Raw genomic sequence first — 21,869 nt, forward strand, 5'->3', positions numbered from 1 at the left:
CCGGGGGCCGCGGCCACGTACGGGTGACGGAGTTATTCACAACTGGTGAGTAATCCACAGGCGTCGGCAGGAATTTCCCGTCCGGTCCAGCATGAGGTGGTCGGTCGACGGGGCCGGAGAACAGGGGAACCGGAGAAGATCGGGGGCTGTCATGAACGACACGGTGGTGACGCTGGTGGGAAACGCCGCGACGGGGGTGGAATACCGGGAAACGGCGTCGGGCGGGGTGGCGCGGTTCAGGTTCGCGGTGACACCGCGGCGGTGGGACCGCCGGAATTCGGTGTGGACGGACGGGAGTACGAGCTTCTACACCGTGTGCGCGTGGCGGAATCTCGGCGCGAATCTCACCGCGTCGGTCAACGTCGGTGATCCGCTGGTGGTACACGGCAAGCTGCGCGTGCGGGACGAGGCGAAGGACGGGCAGAAGAGGACGTTCGTGGACATCGACGCGGTGTCGATCGGTCACGATCTGACGTGGGGGACCTCGGCGTTCAAACGGGTGGCGCGGGCGAACCCGGCGCTGACGGAACGTCCGGCGGATGCCTCGGCGGCGGCTTCGGCGGGGAATTCGGCCGCGGGCGCCGGTGTGGCTGGGGGCACGCCCGCGGTCGTCAAACCGGTGCATACGCAACCGTGGCTGACCGAACAGGACGAGTCGCCGGCGCGGGCCGGGGCGGTCGCGGCACCGGCCGGGCCCCTCTGACCGGGGAGTTGTGGAGATTTGTCGACAGGGGAGCGGGCTCGAAGGTATGCGCGATAACGATTCCGATTCGGAACGGTTATCGGAACGTAGGAACGGGCACCGGCGCTCTCCGCCGTCCATAGGATTCCCCAGAACTCATGGGCACTTGAGTCTGCTGGCGAGGAAGTCCCCCCACGCGTCCCACGCGGAGGACCTCGCACGGAGGGAAATATCTGTGTTGTCTGCGCTGTCTCAGTTCTTCGCTCCAACCACTCGTAGGCGGGGCGCCGCCCGTCTCGCCGTCTCGGTGGTCGCCTCGGGCCTTGTCGTGGCGGGCTCCCTGGCCGGCGCGGGTGCGGCCGTGGCCGACGACACCCTCCAGCACCGCGGTGGCGCCGCCGCCACGCTCGACGGCCTCATGACGTACGACAAGGCCCTGCTCCACTCGGACGGCCAGACGCACGAACTGCCCGCCGGGCTCTTCGAGATGACCGTGGACGGCGGCGGCAAGCTCAAGACGTACTGCATCGACATCCACAACCCCACCCAGGACCAGGCCAGGTATCTGGAAACCCCCTGGGCCCAGACCTCGCTCGGCGCGAACAAGAACGCCGGGAAGATCCGCTGGATCCTCCAGAACTCCTACCCCCAGGTCGACGACCTCGCCGCCCTCGCCGAGAGCGCGGGCACCGGGCCGCTGACCGCGAAGACGGCCGCCGCCGGTACGCAGGTCGCCATCTGGCGGCACTCCGACAACGCGGACGTCGACGCCGTGGACCCGGGGGCCGAGAAGCTGGCCGACTGGCTGGAGCGGAGCGCCGACCACCTCGGCGAGCCCAAGGCCTCGCTCACCCTGGAGCCCGGCGCGGTCTCCGGGCGGAGCGGCGAGCGTCTTGGTCCGGTCACCGTCCGTACCGACGCCGACAGTGTCGCGGTGTCCCCGCCGGCCGACGCCGCCGCGATGGGTATCAAGATCACCGACAAGAGCGGCAAGCCCGTCACCGAAGCGGCCGACGGCACGCAGCTGTACTTCGACATACCCGAGGACACCGCCGACGGCACGGCCTCGCTGAGTGTGCAGACGGCCACGTCGGTGCCCGTGGGCAGGGCGTTCGCCGGGGTCACCAAGAGCCAGACGCAGATCCTGGCCGGCTCCAGCGAGTCCACGGTCTCGGCGACGGCCACCGCCACCTGGGCCGCGAAGGGCGCGATGCCGGCGATAACCGCCGAGAAGAACTGCGCGAAGGGCGGTGTGGACGTCACGGCCGTCAACAAGGGCGACGAGCCGTTCACCTTCACGCTCGCCGGTCAGGAGTACGCGGTCGAGGCGGGCAAGTCCAGGACCGTCACCGTGCCGGTCGCCGAGGACCAGGCGTACGACTTCACGATCACCGGGCCCGGTGGCCTCGCCAGGAACTTCCAGGGCGTTCTCGACTGCCGGACCAGCGGGAACCCCGGTTCGCCGGCCGACGGGACCACCACCCAGCTGGCGCCGGCGACGGCGGGCGGCACCGTCGGCACGGACGGGCTCGACCTCGCCGAGACAGGCGCCTCCAACGCCACTCCGGTGATCGCGGGTGTCGCGATCGGGCTGGTCGTGCTGGGCGGCGCGGCGGTCTTCTTCTTCCGCAAGAAGAACGACCCTTCCACCGAGGACTGACCCGCCCCGGGGCACCGCACCCCCCACCGACCGGGTGCCCACCGACGGGCTCGACACCGGCCGCCACTGACAGCGGCCCCGACGCGCAGACGAATCCGGTCGCGCGCCGGGGCCGCGTGCCCCCCGACACGGGCGCCCGCACGGCCCGCGGGTCGGGACGGACTGTCCGAGGCCTGGACAACCGGTTTCTCCCCAGGGAGGGACGTGCGGCAAGATGGCTTTATCTGCCCTCACGCGGCGGAGCCGCACATTGGCCCTTCTCGATTGCCGGACGGTTTCTCTTGGCTGAGTACATCTACACGATGCGCAAGACGCGCAAGGCGCACGGCGACAAGGTCATCCTCGATGACGTGACGCTGAGCTTCCTGCCCGGTGCGAAGATCGGTGTGGTCGGCCCCAACGGCGCCGGTAAGTCCACCGTGCTGAAGATCATGGCCGGGCTGGAGCAGCCGTCCAACGGCGACGCGTTCCTGTCACCCGGGTACTCGGTCGGGATGCTGCTCCAGGAGCCGCCGCTGGACGAGAGCAAGACGGTGCTGGAGAACGTCCAGGACGGCGCCGCCGAGACCATGGGCAAGCTGAAGAGGTTCAACGAGGTCGCCGAACTGATGGCGACCGACTACTCCGAAGCCCTGATGGACGAGATGGGCAAGCTTCAGGAAGACCTCGACCACGCCAACGCGTGGGACCTGGACACCCAGCTGGAGCAGGCCATGGACGCGCTGGGCTGCCCGCCCGGCGACTGGGCCGTCACCAACCTGTCCGGCGGTGAGCGCCGCCGCGTGGCGCTCTGCAAGCTGCTGCTCGAAGCCCCCGACCTGCTGCTGCTGGACGAGCCCACCAACCACCTGGACGCCGAGTCCGTGCAGTGGCTGGAGCAGCATCTCGCCAAGTACGCCGGCACCGTCGTCGCCGTCACCCACGACCGGTACTTCCTCGACAACGTCGCGGGCTGGATCCTGGAGCTCGACCGCGGCCGTGCCATCGGTTACGAGGGCAACTACTCGACGTACCTGGAGACCAAGCAGACCCGTCTGAAGGTCGAGGGCCAGAAGGACGCCAAGCGCGCCAAGCGGCTCAAGGAAGAGCTCGAATGGGTCCGCTCCAACGCGAAGGGGCGCCAGGCCAAGTCGAAGGCGAGGCTTGCCCGTTACGAGGAGATGGCCGCCGAGGCGGACAAGATGCGGAAGCTGGACTTCGAGGAGATCCAGATTCCCCCGGGCCCGCGGCTCGGCAGTGTCGTGGTCGAGGTCGAGCACCTGAACAAGGCGTTCGGCGACAAGGTCCTGATCGACGACCTCTCCTTCTCGCTGCCGCGCAACGGCATCGTCGGCGTCATCGGCCCCAACGGCGCCGGCAAGACCACGCTCTTCAAGATGATCCAGGGCCTGGAGACACCGGACTCCGGCGACATCAAGGTCGGCGAGACCGTCCAGATCAGCTACGTCGACCAGGGCCGTGCCAACATCGACCCGAAGAAGTCGCTGTGGGCCGTCGTCTCCGACGAGCTGGACTACATCAACGTCGGGCACGTCGAGATGCCTTCGCGGGCGTACGTCTCCGCGTTCGGCTTCAAGGGCCCGGACCAGCAGAAGCCGGCCGGTGTTCTGTCCGGCGGTGAGCGCAACCGCCTCAACCTGGCGCTGACGCTCAAGCAGGGCGGCAACCTGCTGCTCCTCGACGAACCGACCAACGACCTCGACGTCGAGACGCTGTCGTCGCTGGAGAACGCACTGCTGGAGTTCTCCGGGGCGGCCGTGATCATCTCCCACGACCGTTGGTTCCTCGACCGCGTCGCCACGCACATCCTGGCGTACGAGGGCGAGTCCAAGTGGTTCTGGTTCGAGGGCAACTACGAGTCGTACGAGAAGAACAAGGTGGAGCGGCTCGGTGCCGACGCGGCCCGGCCTCACCGCGCCACGTACAAGAAGCTGACCCGAGGCTGACATGGCCCGCCACCACTACAGCTGCCCCATGCGCTGGTCGGACATGGACGCCTTCGGGCACGTCAACAACGTCGTCTTCATCCGCTATCTGGAGGAAGCACGTATCGACTTCATGTTCCGGCTGGCGCCGGGGGAGGGCTCGCCGTCGTTCGCGGGCGGATCCGTCGTGGCCCGGCACGAGATCGACTACAAGCTGCCGCTGGTCCACCGGCACGAGCCGGTGACCGTCGAGCTGTGGGTGACGAAGATCGGCGCGGCGACGCTCACGATCGCGTACGAGATCAAGGACGAGGACCAGGTGTACGTACGGGCCTCGACGGTCGTCGTGCCCTACGACCTCGACGCGGCCCGGCCCCGCCGGATCACGGCCGAGGAGAAGTCGTTCCTTGTGAAGTACCTGGACGACGCGGAGGCGCTCGCGGCATGACGGCGACGACCGTGCGGGCCCTGCGGCTCGCCGACACGGCGGAGGCGGCCGATCTGGCCGCCTTCCTCGGCCGGCTGATCCGCTACGACCGGGCGGCCGCGGTGCGCCTCCAGGTGGGCGCCGGAGCGGTGGCGGTGTTCGGGCGGCCTCCGGCGCTTGAGGTCCTCGCGATCCGTACGGCGCGGTTGCGTGAGGAGACGGCGGGGGTGCGGCTCGATGTCACCGTGTCCGCCGGGGAACTCCTCGAATCGATCGACGAGTCGACGGGCGCCTTCGCACTGCCCGCCGCTGTCACGGGGCCCCCGTGGACCGGGGTGCTGCCCCCGCGCGGCGGCTGGCGGCAGGTGCCCGGCCTTCCGGGACCCGCCGCCCTGCGCGAAGCGGTCGCGGCGGCGGTCGCCGAATTCCGCACACGCGACGAGGCGTTGCCCGCCGCGCACCGGGACCGCGCCGAACGGGACAGGATCGGCCGCGAGATCTGGTCCCGGACGGTCGGAGACACGGGCCTGCCGCTGCGCGCCGTACACGCCGCGCGGTCGGTGGGCTTCCTGCGCCCGATGCCCGAGAACGCGCCGGTGGCGCTGCTCCGGGCGGCCGCGTGGATGCGTCTGCGGACGCCGTACGGTTCGATCGCCGTACGGGAGACGGGAGCCGGCGGGATCGGCGCGCTGAGCGTCACCCCGACCTGAGCCCGACGGGGACGTGAGCGATCGCGCGGTCCCAAGAAGGCGCGGTTACTCGGGTGGGGTGTCGGGCGCCTGAAAGTCGGGCTCTGGGGTGTCGGGCCCTGGGGTGTCGGGCCGTGGGGTGTCGGGCCAGATCTGGATGTGGTCATGTTCCAGTTCCAGCAGGACGCGGTGTTCCAGGGCCAGCGCCTTCGTGTAGTCGGCCGGCAGCTGGAGGCGGCCCGCGCGGTCGAGCATCGCGTACTCCCGGGCCACCACCGACTCCTGGCCCGTCGTCGCGTCGACCTCCCTGCGGCGCAGCACCTCCGAGGAGGTCCGGCCGTCGCGGATGGCGACCGTCCGGCGGACCTCGCCCGCGACCTCCTGGTCGTGGGTGACGATCACGATCGTCGTGCCCAACTCCTCGTTCGCGCGGCGGAACGCGGCGAACACCTGCTCCCCGGTCGCCGAGTCCAGTTCGCCCGTCGGCTCGTCGGCCAGCAGCACGGAAGGGGAGTTGGCGAGGGCGACGGCTATCGCGACCCGTTGCTGCTGGCCGCCGGACATCTGGTGCGGGCGGCGGTCCCGGCAGTCGGCGAAATCCAGCATCGTCAGCAGCGACTCGGCCCGCGCGGCGCGCTCCGCCCGACGACGACGGCCGCCGCGCCCACCCCGGGCGCCACCCTTGCCGCTCAACTGCATCGGCAGCGCGACGTTCTGACCAGCCGTCATGTACGGCAGCAGATTCCGGCCCGTCTCCTGCCAGACGAAGCCCACCGCCTCACGCCGATAGCGCAGCCGCGCCTTCGCGTCCATGCCCAGCAGATCGCGGCCCGCCACCTTCGCGGCGCCGGCCGTGGGCACGTCCAGGCCCGCCAGGATGTTCATCAGCGTCGACTTGCCGCTGCCCGACGCGCCCACCAGAGCCATCAACTCGCCCTCGGCCACCAGCAGATCGAGGCCCTGGAGCGCCTGCACCTCCACCCCGTCGGCGGTGAAGATCCGGACCAGCCGGTCGCAGGCGATGAGCGCGTCGTGCCCGTACGAGGGCCGGTCGCGGTGGCTGCCCGCCCGCCGCTCCAACTGCTCCAGCGTCGTCCCCACGGAAGGACCCGCCCCCGCCCCGGACCCGGTGGACGATGTCATCGGCTGTCTCCTGCCCTGAGTTCGTTGATCGATCCCTGCCGCCCCGCCCACCACGCCTGCACCACCGACACCGCGCCGGCGAGCGCCAGCACCCCCACGGCCGGCAGCACCAGCGCCCACGCGTCGGCACGGAGCGGCGCCCCGTCCAGCGGGATGTCCGACGTCGTGGTGAGCGCGAGGCGTACGAGATCCACCCCCGGCGCCAGCAGCACGATGGTCGCCCAGCCCACGAACGCCCCGCCCACGGCGGCCAGCAGCGCCTGCGGAAGGACTTCCAGGCCCAGGAGTTGGCGGCCCTGGCGCCTCGTGAGACCCATGGTGCGCAGGCGCGCCAGCAGCGTCACACGTTCCGGGGCCGTCTGCGACAGCGAGAGCAGCAGGGCCAGCAGGGCGTAGCCCGCGCCCGCCGCGATCGCCGCCGCGTAGATCCGCTCGGCACCCTCCTGCATGGGCGTGTTGACGAACGTCTCGCGTTCCTCGGTGCGCAGCTTCACGGAGAACGGCTCGGCTGAAGGCTCGGCGGACTCCTCACCGGCCGTCTCGCCGGACTTCCCTTCGGCCGCCTCGCCCGCCGCCTCGCCCGCCCCCTCGCCGAACTCCGCGACCGTCCGCCGCAGCGCCCCGCCGTCCAGCTTCGCGCCCGTGACCAGCAGGGTGGTCGGTGCCCGCTGCGTCAGATCGGCCGCGTTCACCAGCAGGAAGTCGTCGATGGGCGACGCCGGGGTGTTCCGGCGTACCTCCGCCACCCGCACCTTGAAATCCCCGGCCGCCGACTGGATGTCGCGCGGCCCGTCGCCGAGCCGCTCGGCGACGGCGGGCGAGGCGATCGCGGGCAGCACCCTGTCCGGGTCGGATCCGCCGTCGCGCACGCCGCCCCCGCCCACGGACGTCAGCTCGGCGGCGGCGAACCCCCCGAGCCCCGTCTCCCGTGCCAGCCTCGTGTATGCCTTCGGCTCCACACCGATCATGGTCACGCCGAGCGACGTCCGGAACCCCTTGCTGTCCGACGGGAGCGGTACGCCGTACTCGATCCGTACGGCCGTCACGTTCCCCACCCCCGCGCTGCCGCGCACGGCCTCCGCCAGCCCGTCGGGCAGCACCGGTGACGAGCCGACGAGGCTGATCCGGGCGTCGGCGCCCGTCGCCAGCACGGCGGCCCGCTCCCTGGCACCGTCGATCCCGGCGAGCACGGAGCCGCCGAAGGCCGCCGTCGTCAGCGCGATGAGCAGGGCGAGCAGGGGCAGTGCCCCCGACGTCGGCGCTCGGCCCGCGCGGGCCAGCGAGAGGAAGCCGACGGCGCCGCGCAGCCGACCGGCGGGGCGGCCGGCCAGACGCAGTGGCAGCGGATAGAGACGTACGAGGACCAGTGCGGCGATCAGCCCGACCAGTACCGGCGCGGAGCTGACCAGATAGTCCACATCGCCCACCCCGCCCGCGTCGCCGGTGTCGAGGCCGGCGGAGTCGGCGGGTCCGCCCGCGCCGCGTCGGCGCAGCGCGACCACCGCGCCGACGGCCAGGGCGAGCAGGGTCAGTTCGGCGATCGTGCGGCGGCGGGACGGCCTGGCCCGTACGAGATCCTCGCGGCCCCCGCGCGCCTGCGGCCTGCGGTGCGCGGCGACGGCCCGGACGGGCAGCGCCGCGCACGCCAGCAGGGCCGCACCGCCCGCCGCGGCCACGGCGGGCCCCAGCCGGGCCTCCCGGACGGTCAGGACGGCCAGCAGCAGACCGACGGCGGCCGCCGGTACGACGATCACCGCCGTCTCGGCGAGAAGCCGGCCGCCGATTCCCGGCAGTGATCCGCCGCGTGAGCGCAGCAGAGCGAGTTCGGACCGCCGCCGCGCTGCCATCAGACCGCCCGCCATCACCAGGACGACACCGGCCACGGCGCCGATCCCCAGCGCGGCGACGGCGACGACCGGAGCGATGGCCGAACGCATCGCGCGGTGCCCGGCGACGATCTCGTCAAGTCCCGTAGCCACCACGGCCGCGGGGCCGACGAGGGTCGGGGCGCGCAGTTCGGTGAGCTCGGGGCCGTTCTCCAAGGAGGCGACGACGGTGGCGAGCCGAGGCGCGTCGCGGGCGGTGAGCGCGGTGATGTCGGGTGCGATCCGCCAGTAGAGCCGGGGCTCACCGGTGGTGCCGAGCAGCACGGGCGCGGCGTCGGGGTCCAGCAGGAGGGAGGCGCGCCAGTAGCGGGGCTGCGGACGGTCGTTGGTCGGTTTGGTCACGAGGGCAGGCGAGCCGAGTGTGGACTCGACGGACCAGTAGCTGTTGTCCGGCTGCCGTGGCGCGACGATTCCGGTGATCCGTACGCCGAGTTCGCCCCGTTCCACACCCGGCACATGCACCACCGAACCGACCTTGAGCCGCAGCGCCTCCGCGGTCTCGGCGGTGACCGCGGCCTCCACCTCTCCGGTGACCGCCGTCACCGCGCCGTCCGCGCGGGGGAGCCGGCCCTCGCGGAGGGTGGAGTGGCGGTCGAGGCCGGCCTGGGCGGCGAGGGTGAGCATCGGCGGCAGATTGTCCGGCGCGGGCAGCCAGGGGTCGGTGCCCTCGACCGGCTCGGAGGTCCGTACGCCGTACGCCGAACTGCCCTCGTCGGCCCGTACCGGAGCCGGCAGACTCCGGGTGATGTTCCGCTGCGCCTGCGTCACCCAGGCGTCGCGCAGCGTCTTCTCCCGGTCCGTCTGCGGCATCCCGAGACCGGGCGGCGCGGTGCTGACCTCCAGGACGCTCTCGGCGGCCGGGGCGGTACGGATGTCGTGGCGCAGGCCGTTCGTCTCGTAGGCGTCGACGGAACGGGGGAAGGCGGCGGCGAGATACGCGGTGAGCACGACGAGCACGGCCATCGCCGCGGCCGCTCCGGGCGCGGTCCGCAACCGTGTCCGCACCCAGGGCGCGACGACCGACCCGGGGCGCGGCGCGTCCTGCGGACTCGGCGCGTCCGGACGCGGTGCGCCGGGGAAGGAGCGGCGATCGCCGTCCGCACCGCCGGGCGGGAGTGCGGGCATCTCAGTTGCCTCCCCGTTCGCGCAGCGTGACCGCCGGGTCCGTGCGGCGCAGGGTGAAGTACGCGATCAGCAGCAGGGGGAGCACGGACACCCCCGCCACGAGCGCGGCGACCTGGCCGGTGGGCAGGTCGACCAGGACATGCGGCACCGGCTGGGTGGCCTGCCCCGTCAGGACGACCAACGGGACGACCGCCCTGGTCAGTACGGCGCCGAGAGCGAGGCCGACCAGGAGCGCGACCGCGAGGAGCAGCCCCTGTTCGGCGGCTATCAGACGGGCGAGTTGCCGGCGCGGGGTGCCCAGCGCCCGCAACAGGGCGAATTCGGCGCCCCGTTCACGTACCGACCCCGCCGCGCTCACCGCGAAGCCGACGGCCGCCAGCGCCGCCGCCGCGATCGCGGCGGCCAGCAGCGCGGACTGCGGGCCGACGCCCAGCGGATCGCTCAGCAGTTCCTCCGCGGTCTCGTCGCGCACCATCACCTGCGCCGGGTCCACGTCGGACCGCTTCCGCAGCGTCTCGGCGATCCCCGGGGCGCGGCCCGGCGCCGCGCTCAGCCACCACTCGGTGGGGACCAGGGACGGCTCCCGCCGCTCGGCGAGCGTCTGGTTGACGGCGCGCAGATCGAGCAGGAGCCCGCCGCCGTCGCCCGTACGGCCGCCGTCGGCGGTCTCGGTCGCCGCCTGCGCGCTCAGGGCGCCGGGACCGGTGGTGGGCAGCTGTTCGACCGAGCGCACGATCTTGACCCGGAGCCGGTTGCCCGACACCTGGACGTCGAGGCTCTGTCCGGTCTTCGCACCGGCGGCACGCAGAAAGGTCTCGGTGGCGATCGCGGGCAGCACGGCGGGCGGAGCGGGCCGCTCCACGCCCACCTGGACGCTGATGCTCCGCGCCGGGTCGTAAGTGCTCCCGGCCGGCGGGCTGACCCCCGTCCGGTACGTGAGCGCCAGCGGGGCCGCCGTGGAGACGGCCGGCTTCAACGGCACCACCGGGTCAGCCCTGCCCTCCAGCGACCCGACACGCCTCGCCTGCCACGCGAAGTCCGGAGCGACGTCCACCGCACGCGCGGCGCCGTCGGCGTCCAGGGACCGGAGCGCGTCGACACTCAGCCGATGGGTCTCGCCGCGGCCCTCCGGGGCGTTCGTGTCCAGGTCGAGGCCGGTCAGCGTGAGCGGTTCCGCCGGGGTGAGGGGTGTGCTCGCCGCCCGGGGACCGCGTACGGAGTCCGCCGATCCGGTCAGATCGAGCGTGATGGTGTGCGGGCGGCCGTCGACGGGCACCTCGCCCGCGAGCATGCGGTGACCGATGCCGTAACGGTCCTCGACCACCACCGTGGTGAACGGCGCCCTGCCGGTCGGCGACACCCCGTCGCGCGCCGAGGTGTCGGTGAGCCGCAGCGTCACCCGCAGCTGCCGGGTGCCGTCGGGCAGCGGGACGCCCGGCCTGACCGTTTTCGAGGGCTGTACGGCGTCGAGCAGCCGGGCCGCCCCGCCGTCGCCGGACAGGTCGTCCCGCAGGAGCATCCGCTCGTCGGCCTGGCCGGTGTCCAGCGCCAGGACCGTCGCCGTGCGGTCCGCCGACAGCTCGGTGGTGGCGCGGTGGGCGGGGGCCGCCCCGCGTACCCCGGGCAGCGCGGCGTAGATGCCCGCCTGGCCGGGATCCCCGGGCCTGTTCGCCTGCACCCGCAGCGACGCGCCGGTCCTGAAGTCCGCCTGCTCCTCCTGCGACCGGTCCCACGACGCGCTCTGCCCGATCGCCAGCATCCCCATCGCCACGGCCAGCACCAGCAGCAGTACCGGACCCGCGCCGCGCAGCGGCCGGCGGCTGAACTGCCAGCCGGCCAGCGCGGTCGACAGACCCGCCCCGCTCGCCGCGCGCCGTTCCGCGAGGCGGGCCACGGGCGGCAGCAGGCGCAGGGTCAGTACGGTGCCCGCCAGCAGCGCCAGCGCGGGGGCGGCGACCAGCAGCGGATCGACGCCCAGCTCGCCCCGGGTGTCGCCGCTGAGCGCCCCGCTGCCCGAGGTGGCCGTCTGCCGGTCCAGCTGCCAGTACGCCACAGCCGCGACCACCAGCAGCCCCAGGTCGGCGCCCGCGCGCACCGGGCCGGGCAGCGCCCCCGCCCTGCCGCGCCGCAGCCGGGTCACTCCGGCCGAGGCGAGGGCGGGCGCCACGACGGCGGCGGCGCACGCCAGCGCGACCCCGGCGCCGGTGAGCCACACCTGGGGGGTCGAGGTGTCCCCGAGCCGGAGCCCGATGTCGGTGAGCCCGCCGTGTTCGGCGAGCAGCCGGGTCAGCGGCCCGGCGAGCAGCGGCGCGCAGATCGCCGCGGGCAGCGCCAGCAGCAGTGCCTCGACCGTGGCGAGCCAGACGATCCGGCGCCGTGAACCGCCCCGCGCCCGCAGCAGATCGGTCTCGCCGGTCCGCTCGGTGCTCAGCAGCCGCGCGACCAGCAGCAGGGCGCAGGCGGCGAGCAGGACGAGCTGGACGGCGACGATCAGCAGGGTGGAGCGCGACACGAGCAGCGCGCGTTCGGTGCGGTCGAGGACGCTCGGCAGCGTGGTCCGCGCGGTCACCCCGTTGTCGAACACCGGCTGCGCGGCGAGAGACTTGGGGCCGCGCTCGGCGGCGGCGCGCAGCGAGTCGATACGGCCGGTGGTGACGGACCGGAAATCGGCGGCGGCCAGCCAGGACAGGTCGCCCGCCGGGAGCCGCCCGGAGTCGAACAGGGCGGGGTCGGCGAGCAGCGGGCCGTAGGTGGTGAAGGTGACCGTCTGGACGCCCTGGCCGCCGAGAGTGTCCAACTTCCAGTACGAATCGGTGAGATCGGCCGGCCGGTAGATGCCCGTCACGCGGATCGTGAGAGGTTCGTCGCCCAGCCGGTCGGCGAGCGTGAGGCGCGTTCCGGCCTTCAGCCCGAGCTGGGTCGCCGCCTCTTCGGGGAACGCGACCTGTACGGGGTCGGTGCCCGCCCCCGCGCCGGGCCAGGCGCCCGTCACCAGCCGTACACGCGAACGGTCGAGCGTCGCGAAGTGCGTGAGGTCGGGGTCGCCCTCGCGGGCGGCGGGCGGCTGGAGGGCGCGGGGGAGCGCGTACGACCCCGAACGCTCCAGCTTCCGTACGGTGACCGGCAGCCCGTCGAACGACTCCCGCGCGACCCGGGACGCCGCCTCGTTCGCCGCGTCCCGGTCGCCCGCCGGCACCTGCGCGGTGATCAAGAGCGCGGCGGCGGCGGCCTCGCGGCCCTGAAGGGTGTGGCGCAGCGCGGCGTCCCCGATGGAGCCGGAGAAGGCGGTCAGCGCGGACAGGACGCAGGTGGTGAGGAGTACGGCGAGGAGAGCCGCGGCGAGCAGGAGCCGGTGCGCCCGGACGCGCAGGAACACGAACCCTGTCACGCGTCCCCCCGCCGATCCGTCGTCCGCCCCCGGAGATCGGATACTTTCAGAGGGCACCCGTCCGTGGAAACCGCTTACGGGCGGACTTTGATCCGATCGTGACCGTTCTCCGGCACGGGAGTTCCGCATTCCGGGACCCGGCCGACCGGCATACGAGCACGGCCGACCGGGACACCCGGGCCGGCCGGCGTCAGCTGTTCACCATCGACGCGGCCGCGTACGTCATGTAGTTCCAGAGCTGCGTCTCGTGCTCCTCCGAGAGCCCCAGCTCGTCGATGGCCACCCGCATGTGCCGCAGCCACGCGTCGTGCGCGGCCCGGTCGACGGTGAACGGAGCGTGGCGCATCCGCAGCCTCGGGTGGCCCCGGTTGTCGCTGTACGTGCGCGGACCGCCCCAGTACTGGATCAGGAACAGCGTGAACCGCTCCTCGGCGGGCCCGAGGTCCTCCTCCGGATACATCGGCCGCAGCAGCGGGTCCTCGGCGACCCCCTGGTAGAAGCGGTGGACCAGGCGCCGGAAGGTCTCCTCGCCGCCGACCTGCTCGTAGAAGGTCTGCTCCGAAAGCGTGCCGCGCGGAATCTCGTTCACCCCTCCATGGTCTCAGACGCACCGGCCGAGTACTTGAGGTCTAGGACCGCCGGACGCCCCGCACGGCGACCCGCCCGAGGACCCGCCTGGCGACCAGCCCGAGGACCCGCCCGACGGCGGTCCGGAACGCGCCTTTTCGCGTCCCGAATCCGGTTACCTCCGGTCCGGCACCCGGTACTGCTCGCTTCCGCGCCCGTGACACAGGACAGTGGAAGCATGGGCGTTCACCACGAGCACCGCGAGGCGTACGGGCCGGGCGACGAGGTCGAGGCCGTGGCCACCGAGGCGCGTGCCGCCATGGTGCGCGCCATGGCCTCCGAAGGGGTCCTGTCCGACCCGGCCTGGCGCGCGGCGTTCGAGGAGGTGCCGCGCCATCTGTTCGTCCCGTACTACTTCGTCAGCCGGCTCGGCGGCCACGACCGGCTGTGGTGCGACGACCCCGACCCCGTCCGTCGGCTGCGCTGGCTGCGCGGCGTGTACGCGGACGGGGCGCTGGCCACCCGCGTACGGGACGGCGAGCTGATCTCCTCCAGCAGCCAGCCCTCCCTGATGGCCGGGATGCTCGCGGCTCTCGACGTGCGGGACGGACAGACCGTCCTGGAGATCGGCGCGGGCACCGGCTACAACGCGGGCCTGCTCTCCCACCGGCTGGGCGACGACCGCGTGACGACGGTCGATCTGGATCCGGAGATCACCGAGTCCGCCCGGACGCATCTCGCGGCGGCCGGATACCGGCCCACGGTCGTCACGGGAGACGGCGCGCTCGGCTGCCGCCGACGGGCGCCCTTCGACCGGATCATCGCGACCTGCACGCTGCCCGCCGTGCCGTCCGGCTGGCTGGAGCAGTGCGCGGACGGGGCGCGGATCCTCTCGCCGCTGTCCACCGGGCTGATCGCGCTGAACGTCGGCGAATCCGCCCACGGCCGTTACGCGGAAGGGCACTTCCTGCACACGTCGGCCTTCTTCGTCCCGCTGCGGGGCGGGACGGAGGAGCCCGGACTGCCCGTCCTCCAGCGGATCGGCGGGCTGCCCCGGCGCGCGCTGGAGAACGATCTCTTCCGCTTCATGCTCTCGCTCACGGCCGGCAGCCTGGACCCGCACGAGGCCCTCTCCCTCTGGGAGCGCGAGGGGCGCCCACAGCGGGAGAGGTTCGGCATCACGGTCGGTCCCGACCGTCAGTGGGCCTGGCTGGACGACCCCTCGGGGCCGTACGTCTGGTCACTCGGCCCACGCGGACAGTGACACTTCGCCCGGCCCCGCACGGACGGCGGCCACCGCCCGGCCCGCGCCCCGCCTCCGTCGTCAGCCCCGGCGGATCGTGATCGTCGTCCACGCGCCGACATGCACGCGGTCGCCGTCCTTGAGCGGGACGGGGACATACGGCTGGATCGGGTCCTCGGCGCCGTTCAGCGTCGTGCCGTTGGTGGAGTTCTGATCGACCACCGCCCAGCTGCCGTCGGGCTGCTGGACCAGCACCGCGTGGTGGTGCGAGACACCCGGGTCCTCCGGCGGCACGGACAGGTCGACATCCGGGGACTCGCCGGTGGAGTGGCGCCGACGGCCGATGGTGATCTGGTTCCCGGTCATCGGAAGGTGCTGTTCCGGGGAGTACGCGGGCAGGTTGAGGCCCGTCGCCTCGGGGCCGCTGCGCTGCATCATCGCCATGAAGTACTCACGGTCCGGGGCGACGACCGCCGTCCAGTTGCCGGGCGGCTGGTACTGGTGCGGCGGCTGCTGGTGCTGCTGCTGGTGCGGCGGCGGTCCCTGCTGGAACTGGTGCGGGGGAGCCGAAGCCTGTGCCTGCGAGGGCGGCGGCAGCACCCAGTCGTCGCCGCCGGTCTGCTGCGGCGGGGCCGGCGGCCCCGACTGCTGGAACGAGGGCGGCGACGGCGGACCCTGCTGCTGGTACGGCGGGGGCGGCGGAGGCCCCTGCTGGCCGTGAGGCCCGGGAGGTCCAGGGGGACCGGGAGGTCCGCCCTGCGAGCCGAGCCCACCCGGCTGCCCCTGCTGATCGGGCGACAGCGGCTCCGCCGCCCGGTTCAGCTGGGAGGGGCGCGAGCCCTGGTAGTCGTACGGGTCCGGCGGCCGGGGCGGCGATTGCTGGGCCTGGAAGCCCGGCGGCAGGTTCAGTCCGGGAGGCGGAGCGCCCCCCGGACCACCGGGGCCTCCCGGCCCGCCGGGCTGCTGGTGCTGCGGAGCCAGCGGCGTGTAGGAGGTCGCCGTGTTGGTGAGGAAGTTCCACCGGCACTCCTCGCAGAACAGGGCGTTGCCCTCACGCGGCGTACGGCACTGCGGGCAGAGCTCCGCCTGCGCGGTCGCGTTCGGGTCCTGCGGGTAGCCGTAACCGGGCGCGGGCGGCGGTGGTGGAGGCGGCGGCACCGAACCGGCGGGAGCACCGGCTCCGGCCGCCATGCGATGGCCGCAGACCTCGCACCAGTCGTCGGAACCCGACTGGTGTCCGTTCGGGCAAGTCGGCATGTCGGCGCTTCCCCCTCTCCTCGTCCGGCCCGCAGGCCGCTGCTGTTCGCTGCTTGTCGCTCTTCGCTATTTCTTGACGCGAACGGTCTTGGTCGAGCGAGTCTCCAGTGTCATCTCGTCCGCGTCCGCGACCTTCGCCTTCAGTCGCACAGTACCCGTCGCCGCATCGACCACGTCCACCACCTTCGAAAGCAATTTCGCCGTATCGGCGTTCCCCGAGTCCGACGCGAGCTGTACGGCACGGCCCAGTTTGGCGGTCGCGCCGTCGAAGTCCCCCGACTTACGGGCCTCCAGGCCCTGCTGGATCACCTGTGCCAGTTCGGCCTGGCCGGTGTAGTGCGCGACCTGCGGATTGATGGACGTGGACGCCGCCATGTCGTCGGTCCACACCGCCCGTACCAGCCCTTGGGACAGCACCTGTGACGTACCGTCGGCCGCCGGGAGGATCAGCGAGACCCTGGCCGCCAGCATCTCCTGTCCGACGCCCGCCTCCGGGACCTGGACGGATACGTGGTAGTCACGGGACTCGTCGCCCCAGGAGCCGGTCGGGTAGTCCCCGGCACGGGGGTTGGCGTCCGTACGACGCTCGGTCAGCTCCTCGACCGTCGGCGCCACCTGCTTGACGAACTTGATCTCCACGCCGACGGGCGTCCAGAGCCGCAGGGCGACGTCCGCGACCTCCTTGCCCATCGCGTTCTCCATCATCTCGGTGAAGTCGGCGGCCAGGCCAGCCGGATCGGCGACGATGTCCGCCGTGCCGAGCATCGCCGACGCGATGCCTGTGACCTCTTTCACCACCCAGTCCGTGCCGACGCCACGGGCGTCGCACGTGAACCGGCCCGCGCAGGCGTCGAGCGCGGCGCGCAGATCCTCGGGCTTCTCGTGCTCGTTACGGCCGTCGGTGAGCAGGATGCCGTGCCTGATCGACACGTCGGCCGAGGACAGCAGCCGGTCCGCGAGCCGCAGCCAGGTGCCGATGGCGGTGCCTCCGCCGGCGCTCAGTTTCCGCAGGGCGTTCCTGGCTTCCGCGCGGGTGGCCGAGTCCGCGACCGCGAGCCCGCCGTTGCCCGGGTAGACCTCCTTGGCCACATGCGTGCCGGCGACGACGGCGAAGGCGACACCGTCGCGCAGGGTGTCGATGGCGGCGGACGTGGCATCGCGGGCGTTGCGCATCTTCGTCGGCGGATAGTCCATCGAGCCCGAGCAGTCGACCATGATCACCACGGCCGCGTCGGGGCCCTGTCCCGGCGGCGTCGCGGGCCTCGCGGACGCTCCCGTGAGGGGCACCCCGCCGGTCGTGCCACCTCCGGTGGACGTGACCGTCACGATCGCGTTGACCTCTCGCCCGCCCTCCGGCAGGTACTCGTTCTGGTACACCTCGACGGAGAACTGCGGCACGGTCGACTTGGAGAAGTTCGCCATCTGTATCGGCTCCTTGACGCTCCACTGGCAAAAAGATCAGAAGACTTGAGCGGGACAGCGGGACAACGGGCGGGCGGACTCCCGGGATCGGACCGGGCGCCGGTCCGGACCGCCGGTCCCGCCGGTGGTCCGGACAGTGGTCCGGGCAGTGGGGTGCTCAGGCCGTGCTGTAGGCGGATCCTGCCCCTTGCTGCGGTACGGCGAACGGCAGCAGGGCCACTGTTACGTTGTCGTGGCCCCCACCGTCGAGCGCGTGGCCGACCAGCACCTGGGCGCTGCGCAGGGGCTGTTGGGCGGCGTCCGGCGGAAGGGCCCGTGCCATTTCCTGCGGGCTCTCCGCGTAGTTCCACAGGCCGTCCGTGCACACCACCACGACACCGGAACGGTCCGGTTTGAAGGACGCCGTGTGCGGTTCGAGTTCGTACGCGTCGGCGCCGAGCCAGCCGGTGATGGCGTGCGCCCGCTCGTCCGCGTACGCCTCCGCCTCGTTCATCAGGCCGGCCGCGACCATCTGGGCGGCCCAGGAGTCGTCCTCGGTCAGCCGCGCGGGTGGTCCTGTGCGGTCGTCGGGGACCCAGTAGGCACGGCTGTCGCCGACCCAGCCGATGACCAGCAGCCCGCTCGCCACGACCGCGCCGACGATCGTGCACGCGGGCGCGTTCTGCGCGCGGTGGGCCGCTTCGTGACCGTCGTCCCGACCCGGCCGGGCGGCAAGGAGGTTGACGGCCTCGGCGGCGGCGACGATCGCCTCGTGCATCGCCTGCTGGGGGTGCGTGCCGAGCGGCAGCGCCGCGAGCAGCACCTCGTTGGCGGCCGACGAGGCGGCAGCCGACGCCTCGTCGGGGCGGGTCGCCGAGGACACGCCGTCGCAGACGATCGCGATGACGGCCGGTGAGCCGTCCGGCAGGGCGGCCGAGGACACGGCGAACGCGTCCTCGTTGCGGTGGTGGCGCAGTCCGCGGTCGCTGACCGCCGCGACGGCGTCCAACTCCTGTTCCAGATGGTCGCGCTCACGCGGCTGGGCGTGGCCGCAGTTCTCGCAGTAGCCGTCGGTGTCGACATGGCCGGCGCGGCAGGCCACGCAGAGCTTCGTACCCGCCGGGACGGCGGGCGGCGCCGTACGAGGGTCGGCGGGGTCGGCCGACGGGAGGTCGGTGACATGGGGCGGTGCCCCGGCGGGCATCGCCGGTGCCGGCAGCTCGAAGTCACTGGCGGGCGCGTGGGCGGGTGACGGCGCGGACCCGTACCCGGCCGACGTGTGACCGGACAGCGGCACCCCGGTGGAGTCGAGCCCCGGCAGTTCGCCGGGCAGATGCACCGGCGCGGGCGTGGCCGTGCCGTCCGTCCCGGCGGCACTGGGCCAGTCGACGGCTCCGCCGGCATGCGCGGGACCGGAGTGGCCGGCGTGGCCCTGCCGCGCCTCGGCCTGGGCGGCTCCCGAGGCCGTCCCGGCCGGCGCCGGGGCGCCGTTGATGACGATCGTGGGGTGGTCGTCCGGGGGCGGGGGTACGGCCGACAGGTCGTACCCGCACGCACCACAGAAGAGGTCGCCCGACTCCAGAGGCTCCTCGCAACTGGGGCACCGCGAAAGGGCTGTCGGCTGGTGCATCTGCGACATCACTCACACCCACGTCCGGGGGCGGAAGCGGTTGGCCCGCTCCACCAGGTCGATCCTCTCCTCGCCACGCTGAGCGAGCCGGGCAAGCACCCGGTACGAGCGTTCCAGTCCCAAGCGCAGACCGCGCTCGTCCAGTTCACTGCCGAGCAGCGAGGTCTGTCCGGGTCGATTCCCCGGACCACCGGAGAGTACCCAGTCCAGTGCCGTGCCCAGAACCTCCGCCGACAACTGCTCGCGGCGCATCGCGTCCAGACCGAACTGGCCCAGCCGCGAAACCTGGTCGGCCGCCGCTCTCAGATCGTCGATCAGCGGGGTGTCCGGCATGGCTCCGGGCAGCGCGAGCGGAGACTGTGCGCGCAGGTCACGGCGGCGCAGCCGCGACCGTACGGCCGCGATCCTGGCCGCCGTGTAGTGGATAGACGCCTCGGGGACCGACTCCAGGGTCCGTACGGCTCCGATCCGGTCCCCGGCCGCGTTCTGTACCCGGGCGAGTCCGAAAGCGGCGCTGACATAACTCGGATCAGTCATCCATACGAGGCGGTAGTACTCGGCCGCGTTGTCGAGTTGGCCGAGCACCTCGGCGCAGACTCCGAGGGCCAGCTTCGGCGCGGCCTCGCCCGGGAAGGCGTCGTAGATCGCGTCGAAGGAGAGCGCGGCGATCTCGTTCTCACCGGTCACGAGCGAGGCGATGCCCCGGTACCAGACGACCCGCCAGTCGTCGGCGTGGCGCGCCTCCAGCTCCGTCAACGCCTCGGAGGCCGTGACCAGTTCACCCATCTCCAGGCGGGCGCGCAGCTCGCGCAGCCGGCGCTCGACGGAGTCGGCGGGCGCCTCCGCGAGCGCGGAGATCAGCTCGGCGGGCGCGGACGCCATCAGACCGGCGAGGAAACCCGCGTTGGGGTCGTTCGCGTCGACCCGGGGCACCGGCAGTGCCAGAGCCGTGGCGGGCGCGTCGATGCGCGCGAGCGGGGCGCCGGTCTCCACGGTTTCCACGGGAGGGACGGCGGGGAGGCCGGGGGCCTCCGGTCCTGGAGCGGTCCGGGGTGCCGGGACGCCGACCTGCGGGGCGCCGGGCGGGAGCGGGGGCGGTGACCCGAAGGGGGGCGGGGGCGGCTGGATCGCCGGGTGGCCGGGCAGCGGTGCGGGCACGCCCGTACCCGCGTACGGGCCTGACCCCGGCGGCGGCGCGGAGTGGCCCGCCGCGCCGTTCACGGAGCCGTTCGCGCTCCTCGCGGACTTGTCGCGCCGTCCGAACAGACCGGCCCGTACCGGCTCGGGCCGGAGCCCCAGCCGCGAGACGTCCTGCGCGGTGTCGGCGAACAACTGCGTGTCCGTGACCCGCAGTTCCGTGCCGAACTGGGTCGAAAGCGCCGGCCGCGGACGTCCCGTCTGGAGCGCCACGACCTCGCGCAGCACACCGGTCAGCTGCTCGGCCATCTCCTGCGCCGAGGCGAACCGCCGCGCCGGATCGGGGTCGGTCGCGCGCACCAGCAGCCGGTAGAACGACTCGTACGTCCGGAACACGTCGATGTTGTCCGGGTCCGGCAGCGAGTCCACGAACACGTTCGTGTAGCCCTGGAAGTCGAACGTCAGCACCGCGAGCGTCCGCGCCACCGTGTACAGGTCGGAGGCCACCGAGGGGCCGACCTCGGCGACCTCCGGTGCCTGATACCCGACCGTGCCGTAGATCGCCGAGTCCTCGTCGTCCATCCTGCGGACGGCGCCCATGTCGATGAGCTTGAGCTGGTCCTCGGACTGGATCGCGTTGTCGACCTTGAAGTCGCAGTAGAGGAGATTGCGGCTGTGCAGATGCCCGAGGGCCTCCAGCGCCTCTATGCCGTACGCGCACGCCTGCTCGACCGGCAGCGGGTCACGCTTGCCGTCGGGGCTGCGCCGCTCGTTGGCGATCTCCTTGAGCGCCTTGCCACCCACGTACTCCATGACGATGTAGCCGTCCATGGAGCCGGTCCGCTGGTCGAGATGTTCCACGAAGTTGTAGATGCGGACGATGTTGGAGTGCTCGATCTCGGCGAGGAAGCGCCGCTCGGATATCGCCGCCTCCATGGCGTCCTGGTCACCCGTGTCGAGCAGGCCCTTGAGGACCACCCAGCGGTTGGAGACCGCGCGGTCGACGGCGAGATAGATCCAGCCCAGACCGCCGTGCGCCAGACAGCCCGCGACCTGGTACTGCCCGTGGACGATGTCGCCCTCGCGCAGCTTCGGCATGAACGAGTACGGGTGGCCGCACTTGGTGCAGAACCCTTCCGTACGCCCCGGACGCTCACCGCGCGAACGGCCGACCGGCGCGCCGCAGTCGGAACGCGAGCAGTACCGCTTGCGCTCGGGGACCTCGGGGCTCGCCATCACCGCCGAGCGCGGATCGGGCCTCGGCACGTCCGGTACGGAGACGAGGCCCGCCCCCAGCCGGTTGCGCGCCGAGGTGCCGGTGGCGGCGCCGGAGCTGCGGACCGACACCGACCGGCTGGAGAGCCGGCCGGACAGCGATCGCGACAGCCGCCCGGAGACCGAACGCCGTGACGTCGACGAGCGTGAGGAGGCACGCGAGGAGGACCGGGACGAACCGCTCCGTGCCGAACCACCACTGCCCTTGCCGCTGCCCTTGCCGCTCGGCCCGCTCTCCCTGCCGCCGCCGGTGATCCCGGTGGGCGGCGACGACAGCATGCCGGTCGGCGAGACGACGGGCGCCAGACCGCAGGTGTCGCAGTACAGCTCACCGCCGCCCATGTCCTCGTACGACCCCTCACAACCGGGGCGCTGGCAACTCCTCGTCCCGCTCATCGTTCCCCCCGCTCGCTCGGATTCCTGTGCACTGCTCC

The 21,869-nt window shown here is 72.7% G+C and carries 14 protein-coding genes; 6 read left to right on the top strand and 8 right to left on the bottom strand.

All coding sequences use genetic code 11. From position 1 onward, the window contains the following. Window positions 1-151 precede the first annotated feature (151 nt). From IEY79_RS10360 to IEY79_RS10380, 5 genes are all read left to right on the top strand, one after another. Window positions 152-703 (top strand): single-stranded DNA-binding protein, encoded by a 552-nt coding sequence (locus IEY79_RS10360; protein WP_189107071.1) that lies wholly within the window; start codon window positions 152-154, stop codon window positions 701-703. 214 nt (window positions 704-917) lie between these two features. After that, window positions 918-2,342 carry a Cys-Gln thioester bond-forming surface protein gene (locus tag IEY79_RS10365; protein ID WP_373292512.1) on the top strand — a complete coding sequence of 475 codons (1,425 nt, stop codon included), beginning with the start codon at window positions 918-920 and terminating at the stop codon, window positions 2,340-2,342. 281 nt (window positions 2,343-2,623) lie between these two features. After that, window positions 2,624-4,288 carry an energy-dependent translational throttle protein EttA gene (gene ettA, locus IEY79_RS10370; RefSeq protein ID WP_189107073.1) on the top strand — a complete coding sequence of 555 codons (1,665 nt, stop codon included), beginning with the start codon at window positions 2,624-2,626 and terminating at the stop codon, window positions 4,286-4,288. A 1-nt stretch (window position 4,289) separates the two neighbouring features. After that, the gene (locus IEY79_RS10375) at window positions 4,290-4,715 is read left to right on the top strand and encodes an acyl-CoA thioesterase (RefSeq protein ID WP_189107074.1); all 426 of its coding nucleotides are present in this window, start codon (window positions 4,290-4,292) and stop codon (window positions 4,713-4,715) included. Next, window positions 4,712-5,404 carry a DUF8010 domain-containing protein gene (locus tag IEY79_RS10380; RefSeq protein WP_189107075.1) on the top strand — a complete coding sequence of 231 codons (693 nt, stop codon included), beginning with the start codon at window positions 4,712-4,714 and terminating at the stop codon, window positions 5,402-5,404. Before IEY79_RS10375 ends, IEY79_RS10380 begins: the two co-directional genes overlap by 4 nt. Window positions 5,405-5,449: 45 nt before the next feature. On the opposite strand, the gene IEY79_RS10385 is transcribed toward IEY79_RS10380, so the two are convergent. The 4 genes from IEY79_RS10385 to IEY79_RS10400 form a co-directional block, all read right to left on the bottom strand. Continuing rightward, window positions 5,450-6,526 (bottom strand): ATP-binding cassette domain-containing protein, encoded by a 1,077-nt coding sequence (locus IEY79_RS10385; protein WP_189107076.1) that lies wholly within the window; start codon window positions 6,524-6,526, stop codon window positions 5,450-5,452. Continuing rightward, the gene (locus tag IEY79_RS10390) at window positions 6,523-9,537 is read right to left on the bottom strand and encodes an ABC transporter permease family protein (RefSeq protein ID WP_229700787.1); all 3,015 of its coding nucleotides are present in this window, start codon (window positions 9,535-9,537) and stop codon (window positions 6,523-6,525) included. The genes IEY79_RS10385 and IEY79_RS10390 overlap by 4 nt, the downstream gene beginning before the upstream one ends. Window position 9,538: 1 nt before the next feature. Further along, complete coding sequence (locus IEY79_RS10395; RefSeq protein ID WP_189107077.1) at window positions 9,539-12,925, bottom strand: FtsX-like permease family protein; 3,387 nt, start codon at window positions 12,923-12,925, stop codon at window positions 9,539-9,541. Between the two features lie 190 nt (window positions 12,926-13,115). Further along, a complete protein-coding gene (locus tag IEY79_RS10400) occupies window positions 13,116-13,514 on the bottom strand; it encodes a globin (protein ID WP_023541640.1) in 399 nt (132 codons plus the stop codon). Between the two features lie 216 nt (window positions 13,515-13,730). Here IEY79_RS10400 and IEY79_RS10405 point away from each other — a divergent pair, with 216 nt between their 5' ends. Further along, the gene (locus IEY79_RS10405) at window positions 13,731-14,756 is read left to right on the top strand and encodes a methyltransferase domain-containing protein (RefSeq protein WP_189107078.1); all 1,026 of its coding nucleotides are present in this window, start codon (window positions 13,731-13,733) and stop codon (window positions 14,754-14,756) included. A gap of 60 nt (window positions 14,757-14,816) precedes the next feature. On the opposite strand, the gene IEY79_RS10410 is transcribed toward IEY79_RS10405, so the two are convergent. From IEY79_RS10410 to IEY79_RS10425, 4 genes are all read right to left on the bottom strand, one after another. Continuing rightward, window positions 14,817-15,992, bottom strand: coding sequence for an FHA domain-containing protein (locus IEY79_RS10410; RefSeq protein WP_189107079.1), 1,176 nt, complete (start codon window positions 15,990-15,992; stop codon window positions 14,817-14,819). Between the two features lie 66 nt (window positions 15,993-16,058). Next, complete coding sequence (locus IEY79_RS10415; protein ID WP_189107080.1) at window positions 16,059-17,414, bottom strand: vWA domain-containing protein; 1,356 nt, start codon at window positions 17,412-17,414, stop codon at window positions 16,059-16,061. Between the two features lie 157 nt (window positions 17,415-17,571). Further along, window positions 17,572-19,032: a PP2C family protein-serine/threonine phosphatase gene (locus IEY79_RS10420; RefSeq protein WP_189107081.1), complete on the bottom strand. Its 1,461-nt coding sequence runs from the start codon at window positions 19,030-19,032 to the stop codon at window positions 17,572-17,574. 3 nt (window positions 19,033-19,035) lie between these two features. Next, complete coding sequence (locus IEY79_RS10425; RefSeq protein WP_189107082.1) at window positions 19,036-21,831, bottom strand: serine/threonine-protein kinase; 2,796 nt, start codon at window positions 21,829-21,831, stop codon at window positions 19,036-19,038. Window positions 21,832-21,869 lie beyond the last annotated feature (38 nt).

Origin of the sequence: Streptomyces camponoticapitis, from assembly GCF_014646115.1 — a bacterium.
Classification (GTDB): Bacteria; Actinomycetota; Actinomycetes; order Streptomycetales; family Streptomycetaceae; genus Streptomyces; species Streptomyces camponoticapitis.